Origin of the sequence: Bradyrhizobium sp. 195, from assembly GCF_023101665.1 — a bacterium.
Lineage (GTDB): Bacteria > Pseudomonadota > Alphaproteobacteria > Rhizobiales > Xanthobacteraceae > Bradyrhizobium.
In genome coordinates, this window is the sequence record NZ_CP082161.1 from 662,120 (window position 1) to 679,539 (window position 17,420).

Genomic DNA, 17,420 nt, shown 5'->3' on the forward strand with positions numbered 1-17,420 from the left:
CGAGCGACTTGATGACGACATCATGACGCCGCGATGACAGGGGATGAGCTGTGTAGGATCGCCGCACTGCGACGCCCGTGTCACACAAGTGTTAAGCGCCGGCGTTAGCGGTGGGCTCCAGCTAATCTGGAGCCCTGCATGCTGGTGGTGGATGGTCTGACGTGTCGCTTCGGCGCAAAAGCCGCGGTGGACGACGCCTCGTTTCAAGTTTCCCCCGGCGGGTTCGTCGGAGTGATCGGGCGGTCCGGCGCCGGCAAGTCGACGCTGCTGCGGAGCATCAACCGCCTGGTGACGCCGACTGATGGGCGCATCCTGTTCGACGGCATCGACGTCACCGCACTGCGCGGCAAGGAGCTGCGGCAGTGGCGGGCGCGTTCGGCGATGATCTTCCAGCAGTTCAACCTGGTCGGCCGGCTCGATGTCCTCACCAACGTCCTGATGGGACGGCTTGCGACGATGCCGGCCTGGCGCTCGCTGTCGCAAGCGTGGCCGGAGCAGGACAAGGCGCTGGCGATGTCCGCACTCGAACAGTTCGACATCGCATCGCTCGCCGCCCAGCGCGCCGACCAGCTCTCCGGCGGCCAGCAGCAGCGCGTGGCGATCGCGCGTGCGCTGGTGCAGCAGCCCGACATCATCCTTGCCGACGAGCCGATCGCATCGCTCGATCCGCGCAACACGAAGATCGTGATGGATGCGCTGCTGCGCATCAACAAGCATTTCGGCATCACCGTGCTCTGCAACCTGCATTCGCTCGATCTGGCGCGCAGCTATTGCGATCGCCTGATCGGCATGGCGCAGGGTCGCGTGGTGTTCGACGGGGCACCGTCCGCGCTGACCGATCACGTCGCGCGCGAACTCTACGATCTCGAAGCCGCCGATGTCATGGGCGGCATGCCTGTCCCGGCGCCCGCGGGCGTCCCCGCGCTCGGAACGGCCGCGGCCGCCTGAGCGACGTCTGTTTCTTTTGCAAGTCTTTGCGTCAACCGACCCAAACCGATGAAGAGGGTATCATGATCACTCGCAGATTAATCCTTGCCGGCGCCGCCGCGCTCGCGCTCACGGCCTCCGCCTCCGCTGACGACTGGAAGGCCAAATATCCCGAGCTGACCTTTGCGGTCGTCCCGGCCGAGAACGCCTCCGGCGTCACCGAGCGCTGGGCGCCGTTCGTGAGCTATCTCTCCAAGGAACTGGGCGTGAAGGTCACGCTGCGCATCGCCAATGACTACGCCGCGGTCATCGAAGGCCAGCGCGCCGGCAACATCCACGTCGCCAGCTACGGCTCGGCCTCGTTCGCCCGCGCCCGCCTGACCGGCGTCAAGACCGACGCCTTCGCCAACGACATCAACGCCGACGGCTCGACCGGCTACTATTCGGTATTCTTCGTAAAGGCGAGCAGCGCCTACAAGAAGATCGATGATCTCAAGGGCAAGAATCTCGGCCTGGTCGATCCGAACTCGACCTCCGGCAACAACGTGCCGCGCTTCGAGCTGGACAAGATGGGCATCCACGATGCCGACACTTATTTCAGCAAGGTCGTCTTCACCGGCAGCCACGAGAACGCGATGCTGGCGCTGTCGCAGGGCACGGTCGACGTCGCCGCCAACCAGTGGACCAGCGACGACGATTCCACGCTGGCGCAGATGCTGACCAAGGGCATGCTGAAGAATGCCGACGGCTCGGCGATGAAGAAGGACGATTTCCGCATCATCCACAAGTCGGCGCCGATCATCAACGGACCCTATGCCTACAATTCGGAGCTGCCGGAAGACGCCAAGGCCGCCATCGCGAAAGCATTCTTCGACGCGCCGGCCAAGGACAAGGCCGCGTTCGACCGTCTTTCCGACGGCCAGAAGAAGGGCTTTCATCCCGCCACCACCAAGGATTGGGATGGCACGATCGAGCTGATCAAGTTCGTCGACGCGCTGCGTAAAAAGAAGGCGTCCTAACTATCGGGACGATGCCACTGGAGCCGGGTCCATCGACCCGGCTCTTTCTTTGACGGGACTTAATCTCAGGCCGATGACGACAGCGGTTTCGATCCTTCCCGAGCAGCAGCTCGCCGTGCTCAACGCCGCCTATCGCCGGGCGGTCGGGCGCAGGCGGCTCCGCCTGCTGTCGGGGATCGTGATCTTCGCCGCGGCGTTGCTGCTCGCCGCGATCGGCGCCGAAGTGAATCTGCGCACGCTCTTCACCTATTTCGGCAACTTCATCAGCTATTTCGACCGCATCCTCACGCTCGACAACGGCCAACGCGTCTGGACCGATGTCGGCGAGTGGCTGTGGGGCTGGCGCAAATGGCTGAAGATGCTGGGCGAGACCCTGCTGATCTCCTATGTTGGCACGCTGATCGGTGCGACCTTGGCATTCTGCCTCAACTTCTTCGCGGCCGAAAACACCTCGCCTGCACCCTGGCTGCGCTTCACGGTGCGGCGCCTGCTCGAATTCGCCCGCACCGTTCCGGGCATCGTCTTCGCGCTGATCTTCGTGATCGCCTTCGGTCTGGGACCGATGGCGGGCGTGCTCGCGATCGCCATCCACTCCACCGGCGCGCTCGGCAAGCTGTTCTCGGAGATCGTCGAGAACGCCGACATGAAGCCTGTCGAGGGCATCCGCTCGACCGGCGCGAGCTGGCTGTCCTGCATGCGCTTTGCCGTGGTACCGCAGGTGACGGCGGGCTATGCCAGCTACGCGCTGCTGCGCTTCGAGATCAACGTCCGCGAAGCCTCCGTGATGGGCTTCGTCGGCGCCGGCGGCATCGGCCAGGAGCTCGTGGTCGCCATCCGCAAGTTCTACTATTCGGACGTCAGCGCGATCCTGCTCACCATCATCATCACCGTCTTCATCATCGACATCACCACCGGCTGGCTGCGCGGCCGCCTGTTCGGCGGGGAGGCGCGCACGTGACGAGGCCGCACGAGGTCGATACGCGAGAGCTTCGGGCGCGCTACCCCGACGTGTTCGACCGGCCCGCCTCGGCGCGCCTCGCCATGCCGGCGATGATCGTCGCGGCGTTCGCGATCCTCATTTACGGCCTCGTCGATCTCGACTTTTCGCCGTCGCGATTCATCGCAGGTCTCAGCCAGCTCGGCTGGATCAGCATGATGATGATCCCGCCCGATCCCGGCTCCTCGCTGCCGATCTACCTGAAGGCGCTCGGCGAGACTCTCTCGATCGCGCTGCTCGGCACGACGCTGGCTGCGGTGTTCGCACTTCCGGTCAGCCTGCTCGCCGCGCGCAACGTGGTGCCGTCGAAGCTCCTGCGCTTTCCGGTTCGCCGCGTCCTGGATTCGATCCGCGGCGTCGACACGCTGATCTGGGCGCTGGTGTGGATCAACGTCGTCGGGCTGGGGCCGTTCGCCGGCGTGCTCGCCATCGCGGTGTCGGATTTCGGCGCCTTTGGAAAACTGTTCTCGGAGGCGATCGAGGGCGCCGACCAGAAGCAGGTCGAAGGCATCCGCGCCTCCGGCGGCAGCCCACTGCACGAGATCCGCTTCGGCCTGTTGCCGCAGGTCCTGCCCGTGATCGCGGGCCAGGTGCTCTATTTCATCGAATCCAACACGCGCTCGGCCACCATCATCGGCATCGTCGGCGCCGGCGGCATCGGCCTCCAGCTTGCCGAGCAGATCCGCGTGCTGGAATGGCAGAAGGTGTCGTTCCTGATCCTGATGATCCTGGTCGCGGTCGCCGCGATCGATTTCATCTCCGGCAAGCTGCGGTTTGCGATTATTGGAAGGCGTGCTGTCGCCTGACCAGCGGTGCCGTAGGGTGGGCAAAGCGAAGCGTGCCCACCACCTTTAACGATTGAGAGAGATCGTGGGCACGGCGCAAGTGCGCCTTCGCCCACCCTACGAGTCCGGGCTCGCCGGAAAGAGCGCCGCTACGACTCTACCAAGAACTCCACGCGCTCGGCGGCAAACCGCGAGTGCTTGGTCAGCAGCGGCTTGCCCTCGAGATCGTGGTCGGTGGCATCGACCACCAGGATCGGCCGTCCCAGCGCGAGATCGAGCCGGGCCGCGTCGGTTGCGTCGACGATGCCGGCGGTGATCCGGGTCGCGCCGCGGCGATAGTCGCGCACGCCATAATGTTCGAGCAGTTTCGTCATCGAGCGCGTCGCTGCGAACACGGCGCCCGCGTCGGGAAACAGCACGGCCGACAGCCAGGTGGTGGAGACGCAGATCGGCGTGCGATCGGCAAGGCGGATCGCCTCGATCCGCACCAGCGGCGCGCCGGCCTTCAATCCGAGCTCCCGCGCCAGCTCGCGCGTCGCGACGTCCTCCGTTGCCTCGATCATCCGGCCATGCGGTTCGCGCCCCTCGGCGCCGACGATCTCGGAAAAGCGGGTGCGCGAGCGCAGCGGATAGGCGAGCTTCTGCGCCTCGACATAGGTTCCACTGCCGCGTTCGGCCCGCACCAGGCCGCGTTCGGCAAGGGCTGCGAGCGCGCGCCGCACGGTGTGGCGGTTGACGCGATAGGTCTCGGCGATCTCCATCTCGCCCGGCAATTTGTCGCCGGCCGCAAAGCGGCCGTCGGCGATGCCGCGCTCGATGCCGTCGGCAACGAGGCGCCATAGCGCGACGCCCGACGATGCAGTGTCTTGCATGCTCATATCGCCGGTCAGCCTAGCCCAGAAATCACGGCTTTGTCACGAAACAGTCATGGCGCTCACTTATGAAGTTGTCTATTATCATAGACAACTTAGAATCGGCAAGTTCGGTGGATCCGGTGACGCAACACAACGACCAGCAAGCCCAGCGCAAGGCCGCGATGGCCGTGCTGGCGCACGCGGAGGCGGGCGAGATCGCCGCCCGCCTCCGCGACTTGGCTCGCGACCTGGCCCTGCCGGCCCATCAGGATCTGCGGGCGCCCGAAAACGGCCTCGTCATGCTGCGCGGCCGGGCCGGCGGCGACGGCGCGCCCTTCAACCTCGGCGAAGCCACGGTGTCGCGCGCGGCGGTCCGGCTTGCGAGCGGCGAGGTCGGTTTCGGCTACACGCTCGGACGCGACGGTGAGAAGGCGCGGCTGATCGCCCTGTGCGATGCGCTGGTGCAGTCCCGTGATTTCAGCGCGGCGGTCGAGCGGGACGTTATCGCCCCGTTGCGTGAGCAGCTTATGACGAGGCGCACGCAGGCGGCGGCCGAGACCGCTGCGACGAAGGTTGATTTCTACACCATGGTGCGCGGTGAGGGGTGAGATCATGACCACGATTGCGGAACTGCCACCGGGTTTCGCCGACAAGGTGCTGTCGGCGCAATCGACCTTTCGCTCGGTGATGGACGCGATGGCGCGGCCCGGCTCGGTCCAGCGCATCGTGCCGGGAGCGGGGACGCCCGACAGGATGATGCGCGGCACCGCCGCGATCGCACTGACGCTGTTCGATCACGACACGCCGCTCTGGCTCGACTCGCGGATGGCGGAGAGCGTGGACGTGGTGAAATGGCTGAAATTCCACACCGGCGCGCCGGTGGTGCAGGATTCCTCCATCGCGAGCTTCGCGCTGATCAGCGATGGCGGAGCGCTTCCGCCGCTCGAACGCTTTGCGCTCGGGACGAGCGAATATCCGGATCGTTCGACCACCTTGATCATCCAGGTCGAGCGCCTTGATGCAGGCCGCGGCTTCGAGCTGCGCGGCCCCGGCATCGACGGCGCCGCGACGCTCCAGGCGTCGATCAAGCCGTTCGATCTGTTCGAGCGCCTGCATGTCAACGAGGCGCTGTTTCCACGCGGCATCGATGTCGTGCTGGTCGCCGATGACGCCGTGGTGGCGATCCCCCGCACCACGCGCGTCGTGAGCAAGGGAAGCTGAAGCATGTATGTCGCAGTCAAAGGCGGCGAACGCGCCATCGAGAACGCTCATCGCCTGCTCGCACACAAGCGGCGCGGCGACCAAAGCATTCCGGAGCTCACGCTCGACCAGATCTCGGAGCAGCTTGGCCTCGCCGTCGACCGTGTCATGAGTGAAGGCTCGCTCTACGATCGCGAGCTTGCCTCGCTTGCGATCAAGCAGGCGCGCGGCGATCTGATCGAGGCGATCTTCCTGGTTCGCGCCTTCCGCGCCACCATGCCGCGTTTCGGTGCGAGCGAGCCGGTCGACACCGGCGCGATGCGCGTGCAGCGGCGGGTGTCCTCGACCTTCAAGGACATTCCGGGCGGCCAGATCCTCGGGCCGACCTTCGACTATACCCACCGCCTGCTCGATCCCTCGCTCGCGCAAGGTTTTGTGCCGGAGGCGCCGGCGACTGCTGATGCGTCCACGGCGCCGACGCCGCGCGTGACGGACATTCTCGGCCGCGACGGCTTGATCGAATCCTCGCCGCAGGCCGAAGATGGCGCCAGCGTCGGCGATCTCACCCGCGAGCCGCTGAACTTCCCGGCCGACCGCGATTTGCGTCTGCAAAATCTCGCGCGCGGCGACGAAGGGTTTTTGCTGGCGATGGGCTATTCCACCCAGCGTGGCTATGGCCGCAACCATCCGTTTGCCGGCGAGATCCGCTTCGGCGAGGTCGAGGTGGAATTCGTCGCGGAAGACGCCGGCTTCGCCGTGCCGCTGGGTTCGATCGAACTGACCGAGTGCCAGATGGTCAATCAGTTCAAGGGCTCTGCGACGGAAGCGCCGTGCTTCACCCGCGGCTATGGCCTCGCCTTCGGCCAAAGCGAGCGCAAGACCATGTCGATGGCGCTGGTCGATCGCGCACTGCGCGCCCGCGAACTCGGCGAGGAGGTGCGTGCACCGGCGCAGGACGAGGAGTTCGTGATGTCGCATTCGGACAACGTCCAAGCCACCGGCTTCGTCGAGCATCTGAAGCTGCCGCATTATGTCGACTTCCAGTCCGAGCTCGGGCTTTTGCGCAAGCTGCGTCAGGAGTTCGCGGAGGCCCAAGCGCCCGATGCCATGAAGGAGGCCGCGGAATGAACGCGCCCGCCTACAACTTCGCCTATCTCGACGAGCAGACCAAGCGGATGATCCGCCGCGCCATCCTGAAGGCGATCGCGATCCCCGGCTACCAGGTGCCGTTCGCCAGCCGCGAAATGCCGATGCCCTATGGCTGGGGCACCGGCGGCGTGCAGGTGACGGCGGCGATCATCGGTCCCGCCGACGTGTTGAAGGTGATCGACCAGGGCTCCGACGACACCACCAACGCGATCTCGATCCGAAAATTCTTTGCCAAGACCGCGGGCGTCGCCACGACCACGGCGACTGACGATGCGACGGTGATCCAGACGCGTCACCGCATCCCGGAGACGACGCTGCACGAAAATCAGGTGCTGGTCTATCAGGTGCCGATCCCGGAACCGTTGCGGTTCCTCGAGCCGCGCGAGACCGAGACGCGGCGCATGCACGCGCTGGCCGAATACGGCCTGATGCATGTGAAGCTCTATGAGGACATCGCCCGCTTCGGCCACATCGCTACCGCCTATGCCTATCCGGTGAAGGTGAACGCGCGCTACGTGATGGACCCGTCGCCGACGCCGAAATTCGACAATCCCAAGATGGACAATTGCCCGGCGCTGCAATTGTTCGGCGCCGGCCGCGAGAAGCGCATCTACGCGATCCCGCCTTATACGCAGGTGGTGTCGCTGGACTTCGAGGACCATCCGTTCGAGCCCTACCGCTTCAACGCGCCCTGCGCGCTGTGCGCCGCGGAAAACTCCTATCTCGACGAGATCGTCACCGACGACAAGGGCGGCCGCATGTTTGTCTGCTCGGACACCGATTATTGCGAGGGCCGCCAGGCTGCCGGCCATCACGGCAGCCTCAGCGCCGCGCCATACAAGGAGAAGGCGGGCTCGCATGGCTGATCTCGATACCCTTGAAAACGACCAACCGCTGCTGGTCGCAAGATCTCTCAGCAAATCCTTCGGCCGCATCGCCGCCTGCCGCGACGTGTCGTTCTCGCTCTATCCCGGCGAGGTGCTGGCGATCGTCGGCGAGTCCGGCTCGGGCAAGTCGACGCTGCTTCAGCTGCTATCGGGCCAGCTGGCGGCCAGCGGCGGCCATGTGTCCTATCGGATGCGCGACGGCGTCGCGCGCGATCTCGCCACGCTCGGCGAAGCCGAGCGGCGCTTCCTGTTCCGGACCGATTGGGGCTTCGTGCATCAGGATCCTGCGCAAGGGCTGCGCATGGCGGTGTCGGCCGGCGCCAATGTCGGCGAGCGGCTGATGGCGGTGGGCTGGAATCACTACGGCCGCATCCGCGACACCGCATCGGACTGGCTCACGCGCGTCGAGATCGACGTCGCCCGCATCGACGATGCGCCGCGCACCTATTCGGGCGGCATGCGCCAGCGGCTCCAGATCGCCCGCAATCTCGTCACCGAGCCGCGCCTGGTGTTCATGGACGAGCCGACCGGTGGCCTCGACGTCTCCGTGCAGGCCCGCCTGCTCGACCTCCTGCGCAGCCTCGTCGCCGAGTTGCATCTCGCGGTCATCATCGTCACCCACGATCTCGCGGTGGCGCGCCTGTTGTCGCATCGCGTGATGGTGATGAAGGGCGGCCGCGTCATCGAGACCGGTCTCACCGACCAGGTGCTCGACGATCCTCGCGAGCCCTATACGCAACTCCTTGTCTCCTCGATTCTGCCGCCATGAGCATTGCAATGTCCGCCATGATCGATATCGCCGACGCCAAGAAGACCTTCACGATGCACCTGCAGGGCGGCATCGAATTGCCGGTTGTCAGCGGCGTGACCTTCCAGGTCGATCCCGGCGAATGCGTCGTGCTGTCGGGGCCGTCGGGCGCCGGAAAATCGTCGATCCTGAAGATGATCTTCGGCAACTACCGTTGCGATTCCGGCCGCATCGGCATCCGCCATCGCGGCGCGCTGATCGATCTTGCCGCCGCCGAGCCGCGCCAGGTGCTCAACGTCCGCCGCTCGACCATCGGCTATGTCAGCCAGTTCCTGCGTGCGGTGCCGCGCGTCGCCACCATCGACGTCGTCGCCGAGCCGCTGATCGCTGGTGGCATGGCCCGGGCCGATGCACGGGCCCGCGCCGGCGAGCTGCTGCATCGTCTCAACATCCCCGAGCGGCTCTGGCAGCTTCCGCCCGCGACTTTCTCCGGCGGCGAGCAGCAGCGCGTCAACATCGCCCGCGGCTTCATCTCGGACCTGCCGATCCTGCTGCTCGACGAGCCGACCGCCTCACTCGATGCCGCCAACCGCACTGTGGTGGTCGAGCTTGTCGCCGAGAAAAAGCGCCAGGGCGTCGCCATGGTCGCCATTGTCCACGACGACGAAATCCGTCATCTGATTGCCGACCGTATCGTCGACGTCACCAGCTTTGCCGCCGCGGCCTGAAGGAAATGGAAATGAACGCCCCGAAGGATATCGTGATCGCCAATGCCAGGATCGTGTTGGCCGACCGGGTGATCGAGCAGGGCTGGCTCGCCCTTGCCAACGGCCGCATTGCCGAGATCGGTGAGGGCGGGGCCCCTGCGGGTGCGGAGAATGCCGGCGGCGATCTGATCATGCCGGGCCTGATCGAGCTCCACACCGACCACCTCGAAGCTCACTACGTGCCGCGCCCAAAAGTGTTCTGGAATCCGGTCGCCGCCGTGATCTCCTATGACGGTCAGCTCGCCACCTCAGGCATCACCACCGTGTTCGATTCGCTCCGGGTCTGGCGTGAGGACGGCGCCGAGGAAGTCGACGGCCGTGCCGGCGTGCTCGCCGCCGCGATCACCACCGCGCGCGACGCCAGCCTGCTGCGCGCCGACCACTTCCTGCATCTGCGCTGCGAAATCCCGATGCCGAGCGTGGTCGAGGAGGCCAAGGAGCTGATCGACCGCCCCGACGTCAAGCTGATGTCGCTGATGGATCACACCCCTGGCCAGCGCCAGTTCCGCGACGAGGTCAAGCTGCGCGACTATTACCGCGGCAAGGGCGGCGGCAAGACCGATGCCGAGCTCGACGAGCTGTTCGCAAAGCGCTTCGAGTACCAGAAGGCCTATGCCGCCACCAACATGCGCGAGATCGTGGCGCTGGCGCAGGCCTACAAGATCCCGCTCGCAAGCCATGACGACACCACCAACGAGAACGTCGCGGACGCCGTGCGCGACGGCGTCGCCGTCGCGGAGTTCCCGACCACGCTGGAAGCCGCGCGCGGCCTGCATGAGGCCGGCATCGACATCCTGATGGGCGCGCCCAACGTCGTGCGTGGCGGCTCGCATTCCGGCAACATCGCCGCGGTCGATCTCGCCCGCGAAGGTCTGCTCGACATCCTGTCCTCGGACTACATCCCGTCGAGCCTGCTGATGGGTGCGTTGCAATTGCCCGAGCATGTGCCGGCCATCAGCCTTCCCGCCGCGATCCGCACGGTGACGAAGGCGCCGGCCGAGGCGGTTGGCCTCACCGATCGCGGCGAGGTCGCGATCGGCAGGCGCGCCGACCTCATTCGCGTGCACGTCGCAGGCCACGTTCCGGTGGTTCGCAGCGTCTGGCGCGAAGGCAGTCGCGTCGCATGAGCGAGGCCGCTACCATGACGCAGGACGCGGCAGGCGGGATCGGACCCGGGCGGCTCGTGCTCGTGGTCGGCCCCAGCGGCGCCGGCAAGGACACGCTGTTGCGTCTGGCGCGGGCGGCGAGCGTCGATGACCCCAGCGTCGTCTTTCCGCGTCGTGTCGTGACGCGCGAATCCTCCGCCGACGAGGACAACATCGCGGTGACATTCGACGAATTCCGTCGTGCGCGCGAGCACGGCGATTTCGCTGTGCATTGGGAGGCGCACGGGCATTTCTACGCCTTGTCGACCGGGATCGACGACGATATCCGCGCCGGGCGCACGGTCGTCGTCAACGTCTCGCGCACGGTGATCTCTGCACTTCGCCAGACCTATGCGAATGTCGTGGTGGTCGCGGTCACTGCGCCGCCGGAGGTGTTGGCGGCGCGGCTTGCCGCGCGCGCGCGGCACAGCGACGGCAACATCGCCGAACGTCTCACCCGCAACGTCGATGAGGCCTCGGCGCCTGCCGATGTCACCATCCTCAACGCCGGCACCGCGGACTATCATAGCCGCCAGCTCCTGCGCGTGATCAGGAATCAAGGCTGGCAGGAATAGCCGGTACAGCAAGGAGAACGGAATGTCGGTGATCGAAACGGTCGAACAGCTGGAGGCCATCTACGGCGTCATCAACGACGCCTCGACCGTGAAAGTCGCCGACCACGTCACGCCGCTCTATCGGGTCTTCATCGAGAAGGCGCCGTTTGCGGCGCTCGCCACCATTGGGCCGGAAGGGATCGACTGCTCGCCGCGTGGCGATCTGCCCGGATTCGTCCGCATCCACGATCCCAAGACGCTGATGCTGCCGGATCGCCGCGGCAACAACCGCGTCGATTCCTTGCGCAATATCGTGCGTGATCCCAGGGTGTCGCTGATGTTCCTGATCCCCGGCTCCGGCAACGCGACCCGCGTCAACGGCCGCGCCCATCTCTCTATCGATCCCGAACTGCTGGCCTCGTTCAAGGTCGAGGGCAAGGCGCCGCGCAGCGTCATGGTGATGAAGGTCGACGAGATCTACTTCCAGTGCGCCCGCGCCATCGTGCGCTCCGACCTCTGGAATCCCGACAAGCGGGTCGACCCGAAGACGCTGCCGACGCCCGGCCAGATCCTCGCTGAGATGAGCGAGAATAAGGTCGGTGGCGCGGAGTATGATCGCGCCTGGCCCGAGCGCGCTGCCGCGACGATGTGGTGACCTTTCTTGAGTGAGGGTCTCTCTCCTCACGAGAAGAATCGTAGGGTGGGCAAAGGCGCACTCGCGCCGTGCCCACGAACTCTCGCCGGTCGCACGCAAATGGTGGGCACGCGCCGCTTTGCCCACGCTACCGTCTCTCTCGTTTTCCTCGCCAGCTGTCTCCTTTCCATGCAGGAATCGTAGGGTGGGCAAAGGCGCGCTTGCGCCGTGCCCACGAACTCTCTCCGGTTACACGCACTTCTTTCCCCTCTCCCCTTGTGGGAGAGGCTGGCTCGTCGCGAAGCGGCGAGACGGGTCAGGGGTATCTCCCCTCACGAAAAGTGTTGCACGCGGACAGATACCCCTCATCCGGCGCTTCGCGCCACCTTCTCCCACAAGGGGAGAAGGGAACGGCAGCGCCGCGCGAGATGAATCCGGCTGTCCCCGCTCGTCGCGAGAGAAACGCCCCGGCGCGGCGCTGCCAAATATGGATAGCCATTTCATTGACCGATCGCCCCAATCGCTCGATAGTCACAGAGTTAACTGCTCCTCGAGCCCAAGCCGCGACATGAAAATCGATCACCAGCGCAATCCCGATGACATGCATGCATGCATGCATGATGCGGCGCTGTGTCTCGGCGGCCACGGGCGCCTGTTGTTGTTGCTGACCGCCTCCTAGCACCTCCCAGCACCAAGAATCCCCAGACAGGAACGCCGAGCCATCGGCGAACGAGCAGCCATGTCCCAGACCCAGTCGAACGCCTACATCATCGAGATCCACGACCGCGCCGCCGGCATCGTCACGCGAGATGCGCGCGGCTTCCGCTTCTTCTCCTCCGAGCGCCTGTTCGACAGTCTCGAAGGCCGCCAGTTTCGCTCGGCGCGCGAGGCCGAGCGCGCCGCACGCGCGGTGTTCTCCGAGCGGGGCCGGCGTTTGAGTTGATCAGCTCCGGCGGCGCGTCCTGGTGCGCGCTGCCTTCTTTGCTGCAGCGGACCGCACCTTGGCACCCTTGGTGTGGCTCGCCTTTCGCGCGGCGGCCGAACGCGACGCGGCGGTTCGCCGGCTTGCAGCACGCTTGCCCTGCTTCGACAGCGCGCTCCGCGATGCGGTCGAGCGCGGCTCCTTCTTCAGGACGTTCTCGACCGCGCGCGACACTTTCGGCCGGCGCTTCGGCGTGCGTTTGCCCTGGCCGACCTCGTAGGCGTATTTGGCGCTGCGGCGCGTCGCTTTCTTGGTGCGTCCCTTGCGCGGCGGCAGGTCGACGCCGGCGCGGCGCGCCTCCGACAGGCCGATGGCGATGGCCTGCTTCGTCGAGCGTGCGCCGTGCTTGCCTTTGCGGATCCTGTCGATCTCATCCTTGACGAATTCGCCGGCCTGCGTGCTTGCCGATTTGCCGGCGCGCTTGTCCTGCTTCGCTTTGCGAATGATTTCCTGTCTTGGCATGGCCGAGTTCCCTCTGAGAGACATCGGGATATCTGACCGCAACGCATGACGCGGACGATTGATCCTTTTCAGTTCCGTAAGGCCGCCAGCAGTTCATCAGGCCGCTCGGCCATGATCATGTGACCGGCGCCCGGCACCACGACGGTCTTCGCATGCGGGATTGCCGCAGCGAGAGCTTTGCCGGCCTTCGCCGGTGTCATCATGTCCCGCTCGCCGAGGATCAGCGTTGTCGGCACCTTGAGGCTCGCGGCGGCTTGAAGCGCATTCGCGTAGGCATTGCAGGCCGACAAATCCCTGAACAGCACGCCGGGTTCGCAAGCCTTCAGCACCGCCTGCGCGCCGCCATGCATCCACAGGCCCGGCGCGAGACTGCCGCCGAGCTCCGCGTTGAAGCCAAGGCCCCAGATCGACACCATATCGTTTGCGTCCTGCGAGTTGGCCTCGGCTGCCTTCAGGAGATCCGGGCCGACCGTCATGGTCGCGGCGGTGCCGATCAGGCTCAGCGCGGACACCTTGTCGGGATGCCGCGCGGCGGTCTCCAGCGAGATCAGCGATCCCATGGAATGGCCGATCAGATGCGCCTTCGAGCTACCGGCCGCGTCGAGCAGCGCCGCCGTCCAGTCGGCCATCTCGGCGATGCTGCCAAGCGATGGCCCGGCCGAACGGCCGTGACCGGGCATATCAGGCGCGAGCACGGCAAAGCCGTGATGAGCGAACCAGCGTGTATGCAGCGCCCAGGTCGAATGGTCGAAGCCGGCGCCATGGATGAAGGCGACCGCGGGCAGGGATTTGTCGAAGTCGCGGCCGCCGGTTGCGACAAACACCTCGGTTCCGTTGACGGAGAGCTTCATAGCTTAAACCTTTTGCGAGATGCGCAGCGCTTGGGCGAGATCGTCGATGATGTCGCTCGCGGTCTCGATGCCGACCGACAGTCGCACCAGCTCCTCGCCGATGCCGGCAGCCTTGAGCTGTTCGGAATCCATCTGCTGATGCGTGGTCGAGGCCGGGTGGATCACCAGCGTCTTGGCATCCCCGACATTGGCGAGATGGCTGATCATGCGCAGGCTCTCGATGAACTTGCGGCCCGCGGGTCGCCCGCCCTTGATGCCGAAGGAGATGATCGAGCCGGCGCCGCGCGGCAGGAGCTGCTTTGCGAGCTGATAGTCCGTGTGCGTCTCCAGCGAGGGATGCAGCACCCAGTCGACGGCCTTGTTGGACTTCAGTGCTTCCAGCGCGAGATGCGTGTTCTGCATGTGGCGGTCCATGCGCACGCCGAGCGTCTCGACGCCCTGCAGCAGCTGGAACGCGTTGGTCGGCGACAGGCAGGCGCCGAAATCGCGCAGTCCCTCGGTGCGCGCGCGCATGATGAAGGCGGCCGTGCCGAACTGCTCGTCGAAGACGATGCCGTGATAGCCGCCATAGGGCTCGGTCAGCACGGCGAACTTTCCCGATGCGCGCCAGTCGAAGCGGCCGCCGTCGACGATGGCGCCGCCGATCGCGATGCCGTGGCCGCCGATCCATTTGGTCGCGGAGTGCATGACGATGTCGGCGCCGAGTTCGATCGGCCGGCTCAGATAGGGCGTGGCAAAGGTGTTGTCGATCAGCAGCGGAATCTTCGCGTCATGCGCGATCTGCGCGACCTTGGGAATGTCGAGCACCTCCAGCCCCGGATTGCCGATGGTCTCGCCGATCACGAGCTTCGTGTTCGGCTTGATGGCGCTGCGGAACGCGTCGAGATCGCGCGGTTTCACAAACGTCGTGGTGATGCCGAAGCGCGGCAGCGTGTGCGCCAGGAGGTTGATGGTACCGCCATAGAGCGAGCTCGACGCTACGATATGGTCACCGGCGCTCAGCAGCGTCGCGATCGCCAGATGCAGCGCGGCCATGCCGCTCGCGGTGCAGATCGCACCGACGCCGCCTTCCAGTGCCGCGAGCCGCTCTTCCAGCACGCCGGTGGTCGGATTGGAGATGCGCGTATAGATGTGGCCGGCGCGCTCCAGATTGAACAGCGCAGCCGCGTGATCGGAGTCCTGGAACACGTAGGACGTGGTCTGGTAGATCGGCACCGCGCGGGCCCCGGTCGCGGGATCCGGATGCTGGCCCGCATGCAGGCTCAGGGTCTCGAAGGCAGGCGGTTTTGGCGCGGGCATGCGTGGCCTCGTGGGTCTGTCGGCGATGGAGGCGTTGTGCCACAAAATGGCGCGCGAAGTCAGCCCATTGACAGCGCTGCGAAAGACGGTGCGCTCCCTCTCCCGCTTGCGGGGGAGGGTTGGGGTGGGGGTATCGCCGCGTCGGGATTGTCGAGGATTGCAGCGGATGTCCCTGCGTGGTGAGAGCCCTCACCCGCCGCGCTCTGCGAGCGCGTCGGCCTCTCCCGCAGGCGGGAGAGGCGAAGAAGCGCCGTCCGTGCTTAGCCGCGAATGGCCTGCTCGATGATCCGCGCCTCCCGCAGCAATATCTCCGCGACCTCCTGTTCGCGCCTTGGCCCGAGCCTCGTCCGAACGGCGGAGACCGTGATCGCCGCAGCCGGCTGCCCATCCGGGGTCTTGATCCAGGTCGAGATCGATTTCGTGCCCTGCACGAGGCCGATCTCTCTCATGTTGTAGCCTCGCCGCCGCGCCGTGGTGACATGGCTCATCACGGCGGCGACGTCGGTCTGGTAGGCCTCGAACCTCTTTTCGTTGGCTGCGACGATCTTTCGCGCGTCCTGCGCCGGCATCGCGGCGAGGATGGCGACGCCCGCGCTGGAGACGCCGAGCGGCCGGCGCGCGCCGATCTCGATCGACAGCACCTGGATCGGATAGACGCCGATCCTGCGATCGACGCACAGCGTGTCGTTGCCGGTGCGAACCGTCAGGAACAGCGTGTCGCCGATCTCGGCGGAGGCACGTTGCAGCGACGGATTGGCGGCAATCAGCAGCCGCGACGGCCGCGGCCGGGCCAGCGCCAGTTCCGGCACCTGGTTGCCGATCGCGTAGCGGCCGCTCCGCTCGTTCCGCTCGACGATGCCTTCCTCGATCAGCACGTGCACGATGCGATGCACGGTCGGTCGGGTGAGGCCGGTCGCGCGCACGACGTCGGCCAATGGCACACCGGCCTCGCGGCCTGCGGCGAGAATGCGCAGCACCGCGAGCGCGCGGCGGATTGCCTGCGCGCCCTGCCGCGGTGCCATCGCGTTGCGGGCTACTCTGGTTCTGTCCATAATATGGACAAGAACGCCACAATTCACTCGACAGGTAAAGCGCGCCTTTGGAAATTGCGCTCCGATCGAGGTGCCTTTCGAGTTGCCATGCGCGACGTCAGGGCATTCGACGAAATTGGAAGCGCCGCCGGGAGGTTAACATGAGATTAATCTGGATTGCCATAGCTGCCGCTACTGCGATGCTGGCCGGGCCAGCGTCGGGCCAGCAATGGCCGGCACGCAACGTCAAGCTGATCGTGCCCTATCCCGCCGGCGGCAATGTCGACAGCGCCGCGCGCATCGTCGCCGACAAGCTGCAGGAAAAGCTCGGCCAGCCCTTCGTCATCGAGAACAAGGCCGGCGCCGGCGGCATGATCGCGGGCGAGGCCTTCGCGAAATCGGCGCCCGACGGCTACACGCTGTTCGTCGGCGCCAACGGCCCGGTGCTGTTCGCGACCGAGATCAACAAGCGCGACGCCTATAACTGGAAGAAGGACTTTCTGCCGATCTCGACGATCTCGATGACGCCGCTGGTGCTCGAGGTCCATCCGTCCGTGCAGGCAACGACGCTGAAGGAGTTCATCGAGCTCGCCAAGCGCGAGCCCGGCAAGCTGACGATGGCCTCGCCCGGCCCCGGCACCACCAACCATCTGCTCAGCGAGCTGATGCAGTCGAACCTCGACGTGCAATGGGTCACCGCGCATTACCGCGGCAATGCGCCGGCCATCAACGATCTGCTCGGCGGCCAGGTGCAGTTCGCGTTCGACCAGCTCACGGTCAGCCTGCAGCACATCAAGGCCGGCTTGTTCCGCGCGCTCGCCGTTACCAGCCCGCACCGCCTGAAGTCGCTGCCCGACGTGCCGACCTTCACCGAGCTCGGCTACAAGGATTTCGACGGCCAGACTTTTACGGGCCTGTTCGCGCCCGCGGGCACGCCGGCGCCGATCGTGGAGAAGCTGCACGAAACGCTTGTCGCGATCCTGAAGGACCCTGGCGTGGTCGACAAATTCGAAAAACTCGGCGGCGAAGCCACGCCGATGACGCCGGATGAATTCAGGGCCTATCTCGAGCGCGAGGACGCCAAGTGGATTCCGGTGGTGCGCAAGGCCAACATCACGGCGAACTGAGC

20 protein-coding genes are annotated in these 17,420 nt (G+C 65.9%); 15 read left to right on the top strand and 5 right to left on the bottom strand.

The annotated features are described in order from the left end of the window. The first annotated feature begins 138 nt into the window (after nucleotides 1-138). The 4 genes from phnC to phnE (IVB26_RS03060) all read left to right on the top strand — a co-directional run bounded on the left by phnC (nucleotide 139) and on the right by phnE (IVB26_RS03060) (nucleotide 3,749). Nucleotides 139-948, top strand: coding sequence for a phosphonate ABC transporter ATP-binding protein (phnC, locus tag IVB26_RS03045; protein WP_247970561.1), 810 nt, complete (start codon nucleotides 139-141; stop codon nucleotides 946-948). Between the two features lie 62 nt (nucleotides 949-1,010). Continuing rightward, nucleotides 1,011-1,946: a phosphonate ABC transporter substrate-binding protein gene (gene phnD / locus IVB26_RS03050; RefSeq protein ID WP_247970562.1), complete on the top strand. Its 936-nt coding sequence runs from the start codon at nucleotides 1,011-1,013 to the stop codon at nucleotides 1,944-1,946. A 73-nt stretch (nucleotides 1,947-2,019) separates the two neighbouring features. Further along, a complete protein-coding gene (phnE, locus tag IVB26_RS03055) occupies nucleotides 2,020-2,904 on the top strand; it encodes a phosphonate ABC transporter, permease protein PhnE (protein ID WP_247970563.1) in 885 nt (294 codons plus the stop codon). Then, complete coding sequence (phnE, locus tag IVB26_RS03060) at nucleotides 2,901-3,749, top strand: phosphonate ABC transporter, permease protein PhnE (protein WP_247970564.1); 849 nt, start codon at nucleotides 2,901-2,903, stop codon at nucleotides 3,747-3,749. The genes phnE (IVB26_RS03055) and phnE (IVB26_RS03060) overlap by 4 nt, the downstream gene beginning before the upstream one ends. A 128-nt stretch (nucleotides 3,750-3,877) precedes the next feature. Here phnE (IVB26_RS03060) and phnF read toward each other — a convergent pair whose 3' ends face one another. Then, the gene (gene phnF, locus IVB26_RS03065) at nucleotides 3,878-4,606 is read right to left on the bottom strand and encodes a phosphonate metabolism transcriptional regulator PhnF (RefSeq protein WP_247970565.1); all 729 of its coding nucleotides are present in this window, start codon (nucleotides 4,604-4,606) and stop codon (nucleotides 3,878-3,880) included. Nucleotides 4,607-4,713: 107 nt separating this feature from the next. Between phnF and phnG the strand changes: the two genes are divergently transcribed. The 10 genes from phnG (at nucleotide 4,714) to IVB26_RS03115 (ending at nucleotide 12,609) form a co-directional block, all read left to right on the top strand. Continuing rightward, nucleotides 4,714-5,190, top strand: coding sequence for a phosphonate C-P lyase system protein PhnG (phnG, locus tag IVB26_RS03070; RefSeq protein ID WP_247970566.1), 477 nt, complete (start codon nucleotides 4,714-4,716; stop codon nucleotides 5,188-5,190). Nucleotides 5,191-5,194: 4 nt separating this feature from the next. Further along, nucleotides 5,195-5,803: a phosphonate C-P lyase system protein PhnH gene (gene phnH / locus IVB26_RS03075; RefSeq protein ID WP_247970567.1), complete on the top strand. Its 609-nt coding sequence runs from the start codon at nucleotides 5,195-5,197 to the stop codon at nucleotides 5,801-5,803. A 3-nt stretch (nucleotides 5,804-5,806) separates the two neighbouring features. Next, the gene (locus IVB26_RS03080) at nucleotides 5,807-6,910 is read left to right on the top strand and encodes a carbon-phosphorus lyase complex subunit PhnI (RefSeq protein WP_247970568.1); all 1,104 of its coding nucleotides are present in this window, start codon (nucleotides 5,807-5,809) and stop codon (nucleotides 6,908-6,910) included. Further along, nucleotides 6,907-7,797 (top strand): alpha-D-ribose 1-methylphosphonate 5-phosphate C-P-lyase PhnJ, encoded by an 891-nt coding sequence (locus tag IVB26_RS03085; protein ID WP_247970569.1) that lies wholly within the window; start codon nucleotides 6,907-6,909, stop codon nucleotides 7,795-7,797. Before IVB26_RS03080 ends, IVB26_RS03085 begins: the two co-directional genes overlap by 4 nt. Further along, a complete protein-coding gene (gene phnK / locus IVB26_RS03090; protein ID WP_247970570.1) occupies nucleotides 7,790-8,587 on the top strand; it encodes a phosphonate C-P lyase system protein PhnK in 798 nt (265 codons plus the stop codon). The genes IVB26_RS03085 and phnK overlap by 8 nt, the downstream gene beginning before the upstream one ends. An 8-nt stretch (nucleotides 8,588-8,595) precedes the next feature. Further along, nucleotides 8,596-9,294, top strand: a complete 699-nt coding sequence (phnL, locus tag IVB26_RS03095; RefSeq protein WP_247970571.1) for a phosphonate C-P lyase system protein PhnL — start codon at nucleotides 8,596-8,598, stop codon at nucleotides 9,292-9,294. A gap of 11 nt (nucleotides 9,295-9,305) precedes the next feature. Continuing rightward, complete coding sequence (locus IVB26_RS03100) at nucleotides 9,306-10,460, top strand: alpha-D-ribose 1-methylphosphonate 5-triphosphate diphosphatase (RefSeq protein ID WP_247970572.1); 1,155 nt, start codon at nucleotides 9,306-9,308, stop codon at nucleotides 10,458-10,460. Next, complete coding sequence (gene phnN / locus IVB26_RS03105; protein ID WP_247970573.1) at nucleotides 10,457-11,053, top strand: phosphonate metabolism protein/1,5-bisphosphokinase (PRPP-forming) PhnN; 597 nt, start codon at nucleotides 10,457-10,459, stop codon at nucleotides 11,051-11,053. Before IVB26_RS03100 ends, phnN begins: the two co-directional genes overlap by 4 nt. A gap of 22 nt (nucleotides 11,054-11,075) precedes the next feature. Then, the gene (locus IVB26_RS03110; protein WP_247970574.1) at nucleotides 11,076-11,687 is read left to right on the top strand and encodes a pyridoxamine 5'-phosphate oxidase family protein; all 612 of its coding nucleotides are present in this window, start codon (nucleotides 11,076-11,078) and stop codon (nucleotides 11,685-11,687) included. A 718-nt stretch (nucleotides 11,688-12,405) separates the two neighbouring features. Next, nucleotides 12,406-12,609: a hypothetical protein gene (locus tag IVB26_RS03115; RefSeq protein ID WP_247970575.1), complete on the top strand. Its 204-nt coding sequence runs from the start codon at nucleotides 12,406-12,408 to the stop codon at nucleotides 12,607-12,609. On the opposite strand, the gene IVB26_RS03120 is transcribed toward IVB26_RS03115, so the two are convergent. The 4 genes from IVB26_RS03120 to IVB26_RS03135 all read right to left on the bottom strand — a co-directional run bounded on the left by IVB26_RS03120 (nucleotide 12,610) and on the right by IVB26_RS03135 (nucleotide 16,312). Beyond that, nucleotides 12,610-13,110 (bottom strand): DUF6496 domain-containing protein, encoded by a 501-nt coding sequence (locus IVB26_RS03120; protein WP_247970576.1) that lies wholly within the window; start codon nucleotides 13,108-13,110, stop codon nucleotides 12,610-12,612. It lies immediately after the preceding gene. Nucleotides 13,111-13,178: 68 nt separating this feature from the next. Further along, the gene (locus IVB26_RS03125) at nucleotides 13,179-13,961 is read right to left on the bottom strand and encodes an alpha/beta fold hydrolase (RefSeq protein WP_247970577.1); all 783 of its coding nucleotides are present in this window, start codon (nucleotides 13,959-13,961) and stop codon (nucleotides 13,179-13,181) included. A gap of 3 nt (nucleotides 13,962-13,964) precedes the next feature. Continuing rightward, nucleotides 13,965-15,260, bottom strand: a complete 1,296-nt coding sequence (locus IVB26_RS03130; RefSeq protein ID WP_247970578.1) for an O-acetylhomoserine aminocarboxypropyltransferase — start codon at nucleotides 15,258-15,260, stop codon at nucleotides 13,965-13,967. 260 nt (nucleotides 15,261-15,520) lie between these two features. After that, entirely contained in the window at nucleotides 15,521-16,312 is a 792-nt protein-coding gene (locus IVB26_RS03135) for an IclR family transcriptional regulator (protein ID WP_247970579.1), read from the bottom strand. A 140-nt stretch (nucleotides 16,313-16,452) separates the two neighbouring features. On the opposite strand from IVB26_RS03135, the gene IVB26_RS03140 reads away from it, so the two are divergent. After that, nucleotides 16,453-17,418, top strand: a complete 966-nt coding sequence (locus IVB26_RS03140) for a Bug family tripartite tricarboxylate transporter substrate binding protein (RefSeq protein ID WP_247970580.1) — start codon at nucleotides 16,453-16,455, stop codon at nucleotides 17,416-17,418. Nucleotides 17,419-17,420 lie beyond the last annotated feature (2 nt).

Coding starts and splice junctions, on each gene's coding strand:
- phnC (WP_247970561.1), top strand. CDS start 139: ATGCTGGTGGTGGATGGTCTGACGTGTCGCTTCGGCGCAAAAGCCGCG.
- phnD (WP_247970562.1), top strand. CDS start 1,011: ATGATCACTCGCAGATTAATCCTTGCCGGCGCCGCCGCGCTCGCGCTC.
- phnE (WP_247970563.1), top strand. CDS start 2,020: ATGACGACAGCGGTTTCGATCCTTCCCGAGCAGCAGCTCGCCGTGCTC.
- phnF (WP_247970565.1), bottom strand. CDS start 4,606: ATGAGCATGCAAGACACTGCATCGTCGGGCGTCGCGCTATGGCGCCTC.
- phnH (WP_247970567.1), top strand. CDS start 5,195: ATGACCACGATTGCGGAACTGCCACCGGGTTTCGCCGACAAGGTGCTG.
- IVB26_RS03080 (WP_247970568.1), top strand. CDS start 5,807: ATGTATGTCGCAGTCAAAGGCGGCGAACGCGCCATCGAGAACGCTCAT.
- IVB26_RS03085 (WP_247970569.1), top strand. CDS start 6,907: ATGAACGCGCCCGCCTACAACTTCGCCTATCTCGACGAGCAGACCAAG.
- phnK (WP_247970570.1), top strand. CDS start 7,790: ATGGCTGATCTCGATACCCTTGAAAACGACCAACCGCTGCTGGTCGCA.
- phnL (WP_247970571.1), top strand. CDS start 8,596: ATGTCCGCCATGATCGATATCGCCGACGCCAAGAAGACCTTCACGATG.
- IVB26_RS03100 (WP_247970572.1), top strand. CDS start 9,306: ATGAACGCCCCGAAGGATATCGTGATCGCCAATGCCAGGATCGTGTTG.
- phnN (WP_247970573.1), top strand. CDS start 10,457: ATGAGCGAGGCCGCTACCATGACGCAGGACGCGGCAGGCGGGATCGGA.
- IVB26_RS03110 (WP_247970574.1), top strand. CDS start 11,076: ATGTCGGTGATCGAAACGGTCGAACAGCTGGAGGCCATCTACGGCGTC.
- IVB26_RS03115 (WP_247970575.1), top strand. CDS start 12,406: ATGTCCCAGACCCAGTCGAACGCCTACATCATCGAGATCCACGACCGC.
- IVB26_RS03120 (WP_247970576.1), bottom strand. CDS start 13,110: ATGCCAAGACAGGAAATCATTCGCAAAGCGAAGCAGGACAAGCGCGCC.
- IVB26_RS03125 (WP_247970577.1), bottom strand. CDS start 13,961: ATGAAGCTCTCCGTCAACGGAACCGAGGTGTTTGTCGCAACCGGCGGC.
- IVB26_RS03130 (WP_247970578.1), bottom strand. CDS start 15,260: ATGCCCGCGCCAAAACCGCCTGCCTTCGAGACCCTGAGCCTGCATGCG.
- IVB26_RS03135 (WP_247970579.1), bottom strand. CDS start 16,312: ATGGACAGAACCAGAGTAGCCCGCAACGCGATGGCACCGCGGCAGGGC.
- IVB26_RS03140 (WP_247970580.1), top strand. CDS start 16,453: ATGAGATTAATCTGGATTGCCATAGCTGCCGCTACTGCGATGCTGGCC.